This is a genomic window from Pedobacter sp. 01N416, assembly GCF_056399685.1.
Genome location: NZ_JBFTRT010000048.1, coordinates 1 through 13,612, shown reverse-complemented (window position 1 = coordinate 13,612; position 13,612 = coordinate 1). Strand labels below are relative to the sequence as shown.

Genomic DNA, 13,612 nt, shown 5'->3' with positions numbered 1-13,612 from the left:
GTGTAAAGGTTGGTGTAGGTTTGCACGATAGTTCTGCAGCACTGATTCCCTATCTGGCCAATTTTAATACACCGTTTGTGCTCATTTCAACAGGAACCTGGTGTATCAGTTTAAACCCTTTCAACCAGGAACCTTTAACTGCCGAAGAACTTAAACAGGATTGCCTGTGTTACATGCACTTTAAAGGCAAAGCGGTAAAGGCTTCACGTATTTTTGCTGGTTATGAGCACGAGGTACAGCTTAAGCGTATAGCAGAACATTTCGATCGTGCCGCCTATCTGTTTAAACATTTGAAGTTTAATCCTTCAATGATTTTGAAACTGGCCAATAAAATCCCTGAAAACCAACAGGAGCAACAGGGCTTTTCAGCAAATTCTGCTTTCCCGGAGCGTGATCTGAACCTCTTTCAAACGGCAGAAGAAGCCTATCACCAATTAATTTTTGATCTGATCAAACAGCAGATTTACTCGTTAAAGCTGATTTTAAATGCAGGTGTGAAAAGAATTTTTGTAGATGGTGGTTTCGGTAAAAATGCAATTTATATGCATCTTTTGGCTACTTCTATTCCAGATATTGAGGTTTATGCCTCTTCGGTTTCGCAGGCTACGGCGATAGGAACGGCCTTAGCAATAAATGATGCCTGGAACGAAAACCCTGCACCAACGGATATGATCCAGTTAAAATACTATTCTGCTATACAACGTACACTAGATTTTTAGGAATTTCCTTATATTAGGAATTTCCTATATCAATATAACCATTTTGAAACCAGAAGATTTAATCCCCTACATTAACGTCGACGAGTATTCGTCGACGCCAAAATACAAGCAGTTAACCAATGCTATTTTGGCCGCAATTGAAAGTGGTAAACTTCTGAAAAATAGTTTATTGCCGTCTATCAATGAACTGAGCTTCAGTTTGGAAATGTCGAGAGATACCGCTGAAAAAGGTTACCGCAACCTCCGGAAACTTGGGGTAGTAGATTCTGTACCGGGTAAGGGTTATTTCATCATCAATACCGATTTCTCACGTAAACTAAAAGTTTGTCTGCTTTTTAATAAACTCAGTACGYACAAAAAGATCATTTACGATTCGTTTACAAAAACATTGGGTGAGCGTGCTGCGATCGATTTTTATATCTACAACAATGATTTCGCACTGTTTAAAAAAATGATCGTTACCAAACGTGATGATTATTCGCACTTTGTAATTATTCCACATTTTTTAGAAGGAGGCGAAAATGCACACGAAATTATCAATACCATTCCAAAAGAAAAACTAGTTATCCTTGATAAATTGTTGCCAGGAGTAACAGGCGATTATGCTGCGGCTTATGAAAACTTTGCACAGGATATTTACGCGGCTTTAGAACAGGCTTTAGACCGGCTATCTCATTACCGGACCTTAAAAATTATCTTCCCAAAAAACAGCTATTTTCCGCACGAGATTCTAACCGGTTTTTATAGGTTCTGCCAGCAATATGCTTTCGATCATAAAGTAATTCATAACATTAAAGACGAAGAAATTAATCCTGGGGAAGTATACATTAACCTCATGGAAGATGACCTGGTAACACTCATTGAGCGTTTAATTGCCCAAAAACTTAAAATCGGGAAAGATGTTGGCGTAATTTCTTATAACGAAACGCCTTTAAAAAAGATTATTTTGGATGGGATTACCACCATTTCGACTGATTTTAGCGAATTGGGCGCTCAGGCCGCTGAATTTATTCTCAACGGAAAAACTGAAAAGATAGCAGTGCCTTTTTATTTGAACTTGCGTAAATCGCTGTAGTACGCGGTTAGTTCGTCATCTCGACTGAAGCACAGTCCCGAACTTTCGGGAGGGAGATCTATTTTGACAGATTTGCTTCGCAGAGCCTTCGGGTTCTCGACTGCGTTGCACCCCATTACCATCTACAAATTTAAATAAAAAGGGTCGTCATTGCGAGGAACGAAGCAATCTTAATGCTCACGCTAGTAGCGATCGTTGTAAGATTGCTTCGTCGGCTGAAAAAGCCTTCTCGCAATGACGACTCCTCGCTGCCTATTAATTCGCTAAAATCGCACTGTCATTTATATTGGTTTTTATGGAATAAATTTTCCCTCGAAATGACAATTCTCTTGATTAATTGTGCATAAAAACCTAAAAAGAGGTTTTAGCTAAAACTTATTAATGATTACTTTTATCACTTAGCTATTTTAGTTTAAATGAGTGAACAGGTAACCGCGCATCTAGTATCAGAACAAAATCCTTACGATTATATTTTGACGGATTTTAACCTGAAAAATCTGAGCCAGATTGTTATCCTCAAACATTTGAGCGGATTGATCCATACTGATGTTAAGGGCTTTTACCAGCTTTACCCTGAACAGATTGAAATCGATTTTGCAGCCTTTAGCGATGAGGCCTCTGGATTGCCCTTCCCAATTGTTCAGGTACAGCAGCACTCAAACTCCGTAAAACTTTCTTGTCGTTGCGCCACGCCGAAGCATAAATTGTGTGAGCATCAGGCAAGGGTTTTGTACAATATCCTTCAACGTCAGGATCTGCTCATTTTTTTCGACAGCAACTTACGGAAGCAAAAGCTTGCCAAAATTGCACTCGATTACGGATTGGAAAAAGAAGAGAATCTTGATCTTCTGTTTAATCTCCGCTACGAAAATGGTCAGGTAGATGTCCGCCCAAAGATGGATGCTCTCCAGGCATTCAATAAAGAAGCTCAGCAAAATTTACAGGAACTTTTACTACCGGCAACCAAAACCAAAGTACAGGCTAAAAACGATCGGGGTAAAATGATCCTTGTTTTTGGGCAACACCGCTATTACAACAATTTAACGGTAGAATTATTCGAGGCCGAAACCACTAAAAGTGGTAAGGTTAAAAACCCGATAAAAGGAATCAATCCGGCTGATTTGCTTTTTAAAACAAATGATAACAATCAGGTAAAGTTTTATAGCGGCATTACCACTTTTCAACAGAATTACAATAGCGATCAAAGTGAGGCAGAAATTGAAGCTTTAAAAGCGATCGTTAAAAATCCTGAGCAGATCCCTTTTTACCTGCAGGATAGTAAGCAATCTGTCGCTATTCAAGCGTCGACCATTACAGCAGTTGATGTACATTTATTAGAAGTAGATCTGCGTCTTTCTGTAAATCAACGCGATGATTATTACGAAATTACCGGACGGTTAATTATCGAAGGAAAATCTTACGAGTTGGATAACCTGGTATTGGTACACCAGTATTTTGTTAAACTTAAGAATCAACTTTATTTAATTGGCAGATTGGATTTTCTACGCGTAATCGGGTTTTTTAAAAAGCAGAGCAACAGATTAATCCTGCACAAAACAAAATATCCTGAGTTTCAGAAGGTTATTTTGGTACCTTTAGAGGGAAGTATTCACGTAGATTATTCTTATTTAAAACCGGCTACCAAAAGCCAGATCGAAGAAAAAGGTTTTGATCTCGAAAATGAACAATTGATCTACCTGTCAGAATCAGAAGATTATATTCTCCTCACGCCGGTAATGCGATATGGGAACCTGGAAATACCTGTGCTGTCTAAAAAACAGATCCAGGCGCAGGATAAACTGGGTAACCTTTTTACCTTACACCGTGACGAAAATGCTGAACTTCAGTTTATTGGAAACGTGTTGAAACAGCATCCTTATTTCTACGATCAGGAAACCAACGATTCTTTTTACCTGCACCGCAAACGGTTTCTTGAAGAAGCCTGGTTTCTCGAAGCTTTTGAGGTATGGCGCAATAAAGGCATTCATATTTTAGGTTTTAATCAGCTTAAAAACAATAAACTGAGCGAATTTCAGGCTAAAATTAATATCGAGGTTTTAAGTGGAACAGACTGGTTCGAAACCAAAGTAAAAGTGAAGTTTGGCAAACAACAGGTTGCGCTCAAGCATCTGCATAAGTCGATCAGGAACAAAAGTAAGTTTGTAACGCTTGATGATGGAACCCAAGGCATACTACCGCATGAGTGGATCGAAAAATTCGCTGCTTATTTTAGTGCCGGTGAAGTAACTGAAGATGCCATTCTTACACCAAAAATTAAGTTTGCTTCGATAAACGAGCTTTATGAAGATGCTTTATTGGATGGTGATGTGCAGAATGAATTGAAACTTTATAAGCAAAAATTCGAAGGAACGGATTCGATTCAAGAGGTAGAGGTGCCAAAAGGTTTAACAGCAACGCTACGTCATTACCAGAAAGACGGTTTAAACTGGCTCAACTTTTTGGATGACTTTAATTTCGGTTCTTGTCTGGCAGATGATATGGGGCTGGGTAAAACCATTCAGGTTTTGGCTTTCATTTTATCGCAGCGCGAAAAAGTAAAACACAATACAAATCTTGTGGTTGTTCCGGCTTCGTTAATATTTAACTGGAAGGCCGAAGTGGAGAAATTTGCCCCGTCTATAAAGGTAAAAACCATTTATGCTGGCGAAAGGACTAAAACCACTGATACTTTCGATGATTACGAAATCATTTTAACCTCTTACGGAACGCTGCTTTCTGATATCCGTTTCTTAAAGGATTATCGCTTTAACTATATCTTTTTAGATGAATCGCAGCTGATCAAAAATCCAGATTCGCAGCGTTATAAAGCTGTTCGGATGCTGCAATCGAGGAATAAAGTAACCATGACAGGAACGCCGATTGAGAACAATACTTTTGATTTATATGGCCAGCTGTCATTCGCTTGTCCGGGTTTGTTTGGCAGTAAACAGCAGTTTGCCGATTTATATTCAACCCCGATCGATCAGTTTAAGGATAGCAGAAGGGCAGAGGAACTTCAGCAAAAAATAAGACCTTTTATTCTCCGCAGGACCAAAGAACAGGTGGCGAAAGAACTTCCCGATAAAACAGAAATTGTACTCTATTGCGAAATGGGAGCAGAGCAGCGCGAAGTGTACGAAGCGAACAAAAAGGAAATTCAAGATTTTATTCTGGGTAAACAGGAAGATGAGCTGCCTAAAAGTTCGATGCATGTGCTGAAAAGTATTACCACTTTAAGGCAGATCTGCAATTCGGCCGCATTATTGGCAGATGGGAAATCGTATTTACAGGCTTCATCAAAAATTGATGTGCTGATGGAGCAGATTGAGAGCAAGGCCGGAAAGCATAAAATCCTTGTTTTTTCTCAGTTTGTAACCATGCTCGATCTGATTAAAAAACAATTGGAAAAACGTGGCATTAAATACGAATACCTTACTGGGCAAACCCGTAAAAGAGCCGAAGTAGTTAGCTCATTTCAACAAAACGCAGATATTCCGGTCTTCCTGATCAGTTTAAAGGCTGGTGGTACCGGATTGAACCTTACCGAAGCTGATTATGTTTATCTGGTTGACCCATGGTGGAACCCTGCTGTAGAAAACCAGGCCATAGATCGGGCCTATCGGATCGGCCAGCATAAAAATGTAATGGCTGTGCGTTTAATCTGCCCTGATACTATTGAAGAGAAAATTATGAAACTTCAGGCCACTAAAAAAGACCTGGTTAAGGATCTGATCCAGACGGATGGAAGTTTATTCAAGAATTTGACCAAGAAAGAATTATTGGGCTTGTTGAGTTAAATCATCCATGTTGTCATCCTGAGCCTGTCGAAGGACCATGCTGATGAATCTAGTTTTGGTTCGTGGAGGCACCAATGTGCCTTATTTGATCGTCATTTCGAGCGGAGTGCAACATAGCCGAGAAATCTATCGACCTTAATTCGATTACTATTTATTCATGGTCATAATTTTTAGCCTCTTTAACTTACGCGATCGTCATGTTGTCCCGAACATTCGGGATCAGCATCTTTCTTGCAAAATAGACCCTGAAATAAATTCAGGGTGACGAACGTGAGACGAGATTTCTAAATCCCAACCTCAAACGTATAACTCAAAAATTCCGGTACATTAACACTTTCCACAATTTTCCAATCTTTCTTTTCTGCAATAAAATCAGGTTCGGCAAGCCCTGTGGTTTTGGCTGCATTAATATAGAAATCCATTTTTGCAGGATGGTTTGGTGAGCAGGCATTGTAAGTTCTGCCGAATGCCTGTTTTTCCAAAAGCTTGACCGCAATCCCTACAGCATCTGTTTGGTGAATCAAGTTTACGGGAGCTAAACCATTCGGTACATTACTTTTTCCGGCAAAAAACCTCCCAGGGTTACGGTCAGGGCCAATTAAGCCCGCAAAGCGGATCACTGTGCAGTTTTCGGGAAATAGTTCTTTAAATAGAATTTCTGCAGCTAAAACGACTCTTCCTGAATCAGTATCAGGATGTGTCTCGCTGGTTTCATTTACTATTTTGTTTTCATCAGCGTAAACACTCGTCGAACTGATCAATACCACATGTTTCGATTTATCTTTCGCTGCTGCCAAAATTGAATTGATCTTTTGGGGATAATCAAGAAGTTCAGTCGAATTGCGTTTTGGCGGAATACAGATAAACAAGGTATCGGCCTCAAAAAAAGCTGGATCGGCCACTACCGCTTCTGCCGTAAAGTTGACTAAAAAAGGCTGGATATTTTCGGACTGCAGTATTGCTAGTTTCTCCCGGCTTGTGGTAGAACCCTTAACGGTATAACTTAACCCGATCAGTTTTTTGGCTAAGGCCAAGCCGAACCAACCACAGCCTAAAACCGATATGGTTTTAATGCCGTTTTTATGTGTCGTATTATCTTGAATCATTGGCGCTAAAGATAAATAGTTAGCTTTATAATTTGCCCTGATTCATGTCAATTCTGCTTTTTATACATGGTTTTCGATAGTTTTAAAATCCCATCATAATAAGGTGTAGGTTTGAAATTAAATGCCTTTTCAAATTTGGTAGAATCGAAATGATAATCATGATCGTACTGATAGTACATTTCTACAGTACCCGAAACTATCTTTTTAAATAAACCTACTAAACGTAGCATCAGTTTATTAATGGTAGAATATTGAGGTTTGGTTTCATAAATTTTTGCAGCCATTTCTATAAAAGCTTTCCCTTTTAAGGGAGCCGCGGTTGGCAGGTGCCATATCTGGTTGCCAGAATCGGGTGTTTGGCCTAACAGAAATAAAGCTTTTCCAGCATCTTCAATGTAAGTAAAACTGTGTAGTCTATTTGGGTCTCCTATCCATTGAGCTTTGTTTTTCTTGGCAAACTTATCGAGTACCATCATGTCAAAAAAGCTGTTCATCGAATCTGCTCCGTAAAAATCTGCAGCACGGGCAATGGTTACATTTATTTTACCCGCTTTCGATTCGCTCATTAATTGTTCGGCTACCTTTGCCCTTACTTCTCCTTTTAAGCTACAGGGATGGTAAGGCGTATCTTCTGTCATTGGGCCATTTATCAGGCCATACATATAAACATTATCAAAAAATATCAGCCTTGCGCCTGTACGTTTAGTTAAGTTAATTACATTCTGAATAATAACCGGCCATTGTTCTTGCCATACTTTGGCATCGTAAACCAAACCGGCGCAGAGGTATATTACTTTCGAACCTTCGGCTGCTGCGAAAAGGTCAGCTTCATTTAATAAATCGGCCTTAACCCAGCTTGCATTCGGGTTGCTTGTAGAAATTGGTTTTCGGCTAACCAATCTAATGGTTTCGTTAGTATTGCTTAATTCTCTGGTCAGTGCGTTTGCTGTTGGTCCGCCGGCGCCAAGTATAGTGTGCATATCTTCGTTTTTTAATTAGTTCAAAGTTATGCCGTATGGAACGATGAAAACGTTAACAAAAGATAAGGTTTAAATTTAATCCTTTAAAATGAGTGTACGTTTACGGATACGCGAGAGTGAAACAGGGGTAATACCTAAAAAATTGGCGATATAGTGTTGTGGAACACGCTGGAAAATATCTTTTGCAGTTTTTTCAAGCGCAGTATAACGCTCTTCGGGGCTTTGGATAACAAAAGCATTAAGGCGGTCTTCAAAACAGCAGATGTAATATTCAGCAACCAGACGGCCAAACCGTTCCATTTTCAGCCCCAGCACGGGGTGGTTTAACATTTTCTGAAGATCGGCGTAAGCAATAAGAACAAGTTGGGTTTCCTCCAGGGCCTGAATAAAGTTTGTACTCGGTACTCTTTTTACAWAGCTTTTATAGGCACTTACCAGCTCATTTTCAAAACAAAAATAACCAGTAATTTCTTGTCCGTCTTTAACATGATAATGCCTTACAGCACCCTGAATAATAAAGGCAATATAATCGCATACTTTCCCTTCAACTACAAAATGTTCCTTTTTCTTTAGGGTAGAAAAACTGAGGTGCTGAGTTAAGATTTCCCATTCGCTTTCTTCAAAAGTTACGAATTTTGCTAAACCGGTTCTAAAAGCATTGATTTTAAATTGTTTATCCATATCAATAATTAAGTGCAACTTAAAGGTACAGATTAATCAAGAATGGTGTTATCCTTTGTCCAGATTATAACACGCTCTGCAACGTGGCTCATAACTTTCCTTTTCGCCTAGTAGTACGGTCGCTTCATCAGCAACTGTACGGTAACTGTATAGGGCTGGGTTTCCACAGCAAACACAAACGGCATTTACTTTGGTAACATGTTCGGCAATGGCCATTAAAGCAGGCATGGGCCCAAAGGGTTTGCCCGTAAAATCCATATCCAGGCCAGCAACAATAACCCGTATACCTTTAAGGGCGAGTTTATTGCAAACGTCAGGCAGCTCATCATCAAAAAACTGCGCTTCATCTATACCAACCACCTGTGTATTGGTGCCAAGTAGTAAAATGGCCGAAGCGCTATCAACAGGGGTAGAGTTTATGGAGTTCAAATCGTGCGAAACCACAGCAGTTTCATGGTAGCGGGTATCGGTACGGGGTTTAAAAATTTCGACATTCAGTTTAGCAATCTGGGCTCTTTTTAATCTGCGGATCAGTTCTTCCGTTTTACCAGAAAACATAGAGCCACATACCACCTCTATACTTCCCGAAAATTCGCCCCTTCTTCTAAAATTTTGTTCGCTAAATAACATGCCTCTTTTTTTATTCCCCTATGTCTGTTCTATAATTTTTAAACCGAACAAATATGAGAATATTGCATGATTTTTGGCTACTAAGTTACCAACATGATAATTAAGTATTTAAATATGATTGAATTAATATTGCTTATGTTTTAATGAAGGAATCTTTAGGGATATTTTTATTTATACTTGAATTTAGTCTGAAAAAAAGCTATAGATTTATTAAAACTGTGTATTTGAGCATGTAAAGAATTCGACATTGCAGCTATCGTATCTTTATTCAAATCTGTATCATTTATTTTGTCAAATGTTTCATCAGATAAGTTGTTGATTTCCATATCTTCTAAATATTTGATATACCCACCAATTGTTAAACCATCACTAAATATTTCTAAATCGCCATGAACCAATGAATAGTCTTTTAGCTCCGCAATTAATGATCTTATTAGCTTTTGGGATGTACCGAATTGTGCAGCTAAGGCCAACTTAGATTCATGTAATTCTTTCGTAGGCAAAAAATTAAATTGATAAATGGCATACCCAATTCCAATTACCGCACACATTCCCGAAATAGTTTCCCAATTCATCTTACAGTTTTTTAATTCCCAATTGCATCAAATTCAAACTAAAAATCTTTTTTCCCTGCTTAACGGTGTCAGTAACAAAAAGAATTTGGCTGTTACTCCTGTAGCCGGTTATGCCTTTTTCCTTTATCTCTTGAACGAAGCCCTTTGATTTTGCCTCCTTAACAATGGACTTTAATTCACTTCTATTATTAGTCGTATATATACATACCTTAGAGGTAGACAGATCGGCTATGCGATATGAGCTTGTATCATTTTGATCGATATGTTTATAGGTTAAGCTAATAGAGTCACCTTTTTTAAATTCGTAACCTAATTTTTTGAAGTATGACGTTTTTAACTCTGACTTTAAGTTTAGTGTTTCTTGAAGGATTGTCAGGCTAGGCAAGGTCTTTTGTTTAGTGTCCGAGCAGGAAGTGACCAAAATTAAGCTTGAAACGATGAGGGCGTATTTAAATTTCATATTACTAATATAATGATTTGATCATATATTGAATCGGTGACTAAGTACTTAAACATTCTTTATAAATTTTCTGTTATAATAACAGAACTACTTAAGTATGCTTTTTATAATATTACCGAATGAAATTAAATGAGAATTATGTGTTATTTTTGAACACATAGTTACCAACATAAATCGACTAAAAATTCGTTTTAATTTTATGATGAACCAACAGGATATTTTCAGAAAGATCGGCAGCATTTTAACAGAATTAAATGAGCAATATCAGTTTTTAGCTCAAAATCCTCAGCAATTAAACGATTTGGAGCTGGAGCTTTTTCTGGCCAATGCCCATTTTCTTTCCGATCATGTGAATGTCGTCAAAAAATTAAACACCATAGTAGAAGATAAGCCTGCTGAACCTGGAAATCATGCTTTGTTGGCCGAACAAAATACCATTATACTGCCCGAAGTTGAAAAAAGTTATGTAGAAGATGATGAGTGTTTCGATCCGCAGGAACTGGAAGAAGTTGCTACTGCTCAGGAAGAGGAAGAACGTGTGGATGTGAAGCCCGAACAGGAAGTGCTGGATGATGAAATTATTGAAGAAGAAAAAGCTGCATCGCTTTTGAATAAAGATTTCTTTAAGCCAGACCAGGATGATCATACTTTTGAATTTGTATTGGGTACACACGATGAAAACGACCAGTTCGATTATGAAGCGAAATCTGTTGAAGAAATTTTCGATCGCCCTTTAAGCAAAGAAGAAGCTGAAATTTTAGCACGTAAAAAGATAATTCACGAAAAGGAAGAAACTTTATCTGTTCAGGAAGAGCCTACACCAACTGAAGAAGATGAAATTGGCCCTGAACCTTTTTTAATTCCACAGGAAGAGGAGGAAGAACCTTTAGTAATTGCCGAAGAAGAACCTGTTGCAGTTGTTAAAGAAGTAGAACCGGTTGCTGTGCCAAGTGAGCCTATTGAGGCACTGAAAGATGTGAAACTGGATGATCCCATTATTTCGCCGCCTGTTGAACAGGAGCGCCCCTTGTTTAGGCCTGAAGCAGTTCCGGTAAAACCATCTCCACAGCCTGAGGCGGCTAAACCTGCACCAAGTTTAAATGATCTGCTTGCCAAAACAAATGGTAAAAGTGATGAGCCTGTTAAAGCACCTATTGCCGATTTAAAGCAGGCGATTAGTTTGAACGAAAAGTTACTTTTTATCAAGGATCTTTTTAATGGGTATAATCTGGCCTATTCGGAAGTAATTGATATCATAAATAAGATGAGCAGTTTCGAAGCGGCAGATAGCTACCTGCAGAATAATTATGCGGCGAAAAATAACTGGGCCAATAAACAGGCTACAGTTGATCAGTTTTACGAGTTGTTGAACCGAAGGTTTAGTAGGTAGAAGCGATAAGCGTAAGGCGTTTAGCGCCTGGTCTTACACCGCGCATCGTCATACTGAACTTGTTTTACTGCGTAGCTTTCCGCTTCGCTACAGGTCAGTATCCATTAGGCCCTGAAAAATACATTACCAATTACAGAGTTCTAAAATCAGTCGTCATTTCGACTGGAGCGCAGTCCCGAACATTCGGGAGAGAAATCTTTGAACAATTTTAAAGATCTCTCCTCCAAAGGATTCCTTTATAACACTAAGGTCGACATGACGAGACCTCACAGCCTGTTCTCGGCACTCTAATGTTTTTCTAAAAAGCTGAAGACTCAGGATGACGCATATCAACTCTGGCCTGATTATAAATGAACCATCCCAATTTTGTAAATCATTAGGAAATGATTGTTCAGCATTTCATTGGTGCTGTAGTCCCACCACTTCAATCTTTTTGTAAATTTACCTTTAATGGAAAATATGATTTTTCCAAAAAGGATTTCCGTTAAGTTGGGTTTATTAACGCAAACCGGTAGGACAGAACTGCCCGCCTAAACCCGATAAAAGCGAACACGAAGCCCGATTTAAGCATTGCTGTTTATTGTTTTTTGGTATGCTTGCTTGTTTCACAGGTTTTATCGGGAGAAGTAAAGCGGTTAGCGGGAATACGCATTGATTTTAGAAGAACTTTTGCTTTCCAGTAAATAGATTTTCGGCCTTAACCTAACCTTAAGATTGCTTTTGCTTTGGAATGACGAATTCCTTTTAATATATCGACTCCAGACTAAGGACTCCCGACTTAAGACTAAATAAATCCCATCCGGTTAGAGTCCAGCTTTAAAAAGATGAACAGTAAGATTGTAAAACTCCATAACGACGAACCACCATAACTAATTAAGGGTAGGGGAATCCCAATTACGGGAATAATACCAATCGTCATCCCGATATTGATAAAAACGTGGAAAAAGAGGATACAGGCTACGCTATAACCATATACCCTGGAGAATGTAGATCGTTGCCTTTCTGCTAAATTAACCAATCGGAGTAGAAGGAACATATACAAACCTATCACTACAGAACAGCCCATAAATCCCCATTCTTCGCCGATGGTAGAGAAGATGAAATCGGTACTCTGCTCTGGTACATAACCATATTTAGTTTGTGTGCCCTGTAAAAATCCACGGCCGGTTGCCTGCCCTGAGCCTATGGCAATCTGCGATTGAATTACATTATAACCCGCACCTTTATTGTCAGTTTTAAGCCCTAACATTAATTCGATACGGCTACGTTGGTGGGGAGCTAAAACTTTTTCGTAGGCAATTTTTATTAAAAACAGATAGCCAATAGCGAAAACGGTTACCAAAACAGTAGAGAAGATTATTTTTTGTTTTCTTCTGTTGTTGTAAATGAAAAGGCCAGCAATTGTGGTAATAATGATGATTAAGATATAGGTAGGGACCAGAAAATCGGCAATAAAGAGCACAATCATTCCCAAAAATATCAATAGAAAATAACCTGATAAACCTTCACGGTATAATGGAAACATAAATGCAAGAAACACCAATGCCGAACCCGTATCGGGCTGAAGCATAATTAACAATAGCGGTGCACCCACGATTAATCCTGCAATCATAATTGATTTAACATCCCGGAATTTGGGGTTAAATGCCCCTACATATCTCGCCAAAAGCAAGGCTGTGCCAAACTTTGCAAATTCGGCAGGTTGAAGTTTAAAGGATCCTATTGCAATCCATGCCTGGTTCCCCGCCACTTTGTTCCCGATTACCAATACGGCCATTAACAACAGCAGTGTGCCGCCATAAATAAAAGGCGAGAAGACATTGAAAAGCCTTCCATCAAACAATAAGATAGATAAGCCTAAAATTAAACCAGTGATGATGTAAATTAGCTGTTTGCCGTAAAGCGTGCTAAAGCCAAACACCGCTGTGTGTTCTGGTGGAACGGAAGCATAAATATTGATGAAACCAATAGCGCATAAGGCGATATAGATTAAAACAGTAATCCAATCTACATTAAAGAAAAAACGGTTTCCCTGTTGCTGCTGCATTTTATTTCTGGATTACAGGTTTATCGATGATTACTGATTTTAATTCTTTAGGTTTTGTAGTAACCGTCTGTTTTATCGTTGCCGATTTAATTCTCAAACTATCTTTTATCCTTTTGGTTGAATCTGCTTTTTTAAGCAACAGACTATCTGCC

10 protein-coding genes and 1 pseudogene are annotated in these 13,612 nt (G+C 38.8%); 4 read left to right on the top strand and 7 right to left on the bottom strand.

Features of this window, described 5'->3' with window-relative positions; translation table 11 throughout:
• From AC1DND_RS04500 to AC1DND_RS04490, 3 genes and pseudogenes are all read left to right on the top strand, one after another.
• Positions 1-719 (top strand): annotated as a pseudogene (locus tag AC1DND_RS04500) (carbohydrate kinase); the annotation flags it as partial.
• A gap of 43 nt (positions 720-762) precedes the next feature.
• A complete protein-coding gene (locus AC1DND_RS04495) occupies positions 763-1,794 on the top strand; it encodes a GntR family transcriptional regulator (protein ID WP_477579464.1) in 1,032 nt (343 codons plus the stop codon).
• 416 nt (positions 1,795-2,210) lie between these two features.
• Positions 2,211-5,591, top strand: a complete 3,381-nt coding sequence (locus tag AC1DND_RS04490; protein ID WP_477579462.1) for a DEAD/DEAH box helicase — start codon at positions 2,211-2,213, stop codon at positions 5,589-5,591.
• A gap of 284 nt (positions 5,592-5,875) precedes the next feature.
• Here the strand turns inward: AC1DND_RS04490 and AC1DND_RS04485 are convergent, their stop codons facing one another.
• The 6 genes from AC1DND_RS04485 to AC1DND_RS04460 all read right to left on the bottom strand — a co-directional run bounded on the left by AC1DND_RS04485 (position 5,876) and on the right by AC1DND_RS04460 (position 10,023).
• Positions 5,876-6,697 carry an SDR family oxidoreductase gene (locus tag AC1DND_RS04485; protein WP_477579460.1) on the bottom strand — a complete coding sequence of 274 codons (822 nt, stop codon included), beginning with the start codon at positions 6,695-6,697 and terminating at the stop codon, positions 5,876-5,878.
• 47 nt (positions 6,698-6,744) lie between these two features.
• On the bottom strand, positions 6,745-7,677 hold the full coding sequence (locus AC1DND_RS04480) for an NAD-dependent epimerase/dehydratase family protein (RefSeq protein WP_477579458.1): 933 nt from the start codon (positions 7,675-7,677) through the stop codon (positions 6,745-6,747).
• Positions 7,678-7,752: 75 nt separating this feature from the next.
• Positions 7,753-8,358, bottom strand: coding sequence for a Crp/Fnr family transcriptional regulator (locus AC1DND_RS04475; RefSeq protein WP_477579456.1), 606 nt, complete (start codon positions 8,356-8,358; stop codon positions 7,753-7,755).
• 48 nt (positions 8,359-8,406) lie between these two features.
• Positions 8,407-8,988, bottom strand: coding sequence for a thymidine kinase (locus AC1DND_RS04470; protein ID WP_057932507.1), 582 nt, complete (start codon positions 8,986-8,988; stop codon positions 8,407-8,409).
• Between the two features lie 167 nt (positions 8,989-9,155).
• Positions 9,156-9,563, bottom strand: coding sequence for a hypothetical protein (locus AC1DND_RS04465; RefSeq protein ID WP_477579454.1), 408 nt, complete (start codon positions 9,561-9,563; stop codon positions 9,156-9,158).
• 1 nt (position 9,564) lies between these two features.
• Positions 9,565-10,023 (bottom strand): hypothetical protein, encoded by a 459-nt coding sequence (locus AC1DND_RS04460; protein WP_477579453.1) that lies wholly within the window; start codon positions 10,021-10,023, stop codon positions 9,565-9,567.
• A 199-nt stretch (positions 10,024-10,222) separates the two neighbouring features.
• Here AC1DND_RS04460 and AC1DND_RS04455 point away from each other — a divergent pair, with 199 nt between their 5' ends.
• The gene (locus tag AC1DND_RS04455) at positions 10,223-11,413 is read left to right on the top strand and encodes a hypothetical protein (RefSeq protein WP_477579451.1); all 1,191 of its coding nucleotides are present in this window, start codon (positions 10,223-10,225) and stop codon (positions 11,411-11,413) included.
• A 784-nt stretch (positions 11,414-12,197) separates the two neighbouring features.
• On the opposite strand, the gene rodA is transcribed toward AC1DND_RS04455, so the two are convergent.
• On the bottom strand, positions 12,198-13,460 hold the full coding sequence (gene rodA / locus AC1DND_RS04450; protein WP_477579450.1) for a rod shape-determining protein RodA: 1,263 nt from the start codon (positions 13,458-13,460) through the stop codon (positions 12,198-12,200).
• Positions 13,461-13,612: the final 152 nt, after the last annotated feature.

Excerpts from the sequence above, each read along its gene's own strand:
- AC1DND_RS04460 (WP_477579453.1), bottom strand. The coding sequence starts at position 10,023 with ATGAAATTTAAATACGCCCTCATCGTTTCAAGCTTAATTTTGGTCACT.
- AC1DND_RS04455 (WP_477579451.1), top strand. The coding sequence starts at position 10,223 with ATGATGAACCAACAGGATATTTTCAGAAAGATCGGCAGCATTTTAACA.
- rodA (WP_477579450.1), bottom strand. The coding sequence starts at position 13,460 with ATGCAGCAGCAACAGGGAAACCGTTTTTTCTTTAATGTAGATTGGATT.
- AC1DND_RS04490 (WP_477579462.1), top strand. The coding sequence starts at position 2,211 with ATGAGTGAACAGGTAACCGCGCATCTAGTATCAGAACAAAATCCTTAC.
- AC1DND_RS04485 (WP_477579460.1), bottom strand. The coding sequence starts at position 6,697 with ATGATTCAAGATAATACGACACATAAAAACGGCATTAAAACCATATCG.
- AC1DND_RS04470 (WP_057932507.1), bottom strand. The coding sequence starts at position 8,988 with ATGTTATTTAGCGAACAAAATTTTAGAAGAAGGGGCGAATTTTCGGGA.
- AC1DND_RS04465 (WP_477579454.1), bottom strand. The coding sequence starts at position 9,563 with ATGAATTGGGAAACTATTTCGGGAATGTGTGCGGTAATTGGAATTGGG.
- AC1DND_RS04480 (WP_477579458.1), bottom strand. The coding sequence starts at position 7,677 with ATGCACACTATACTTGGCGCCGGCGGACCAACAGCAAACGCACTGACC.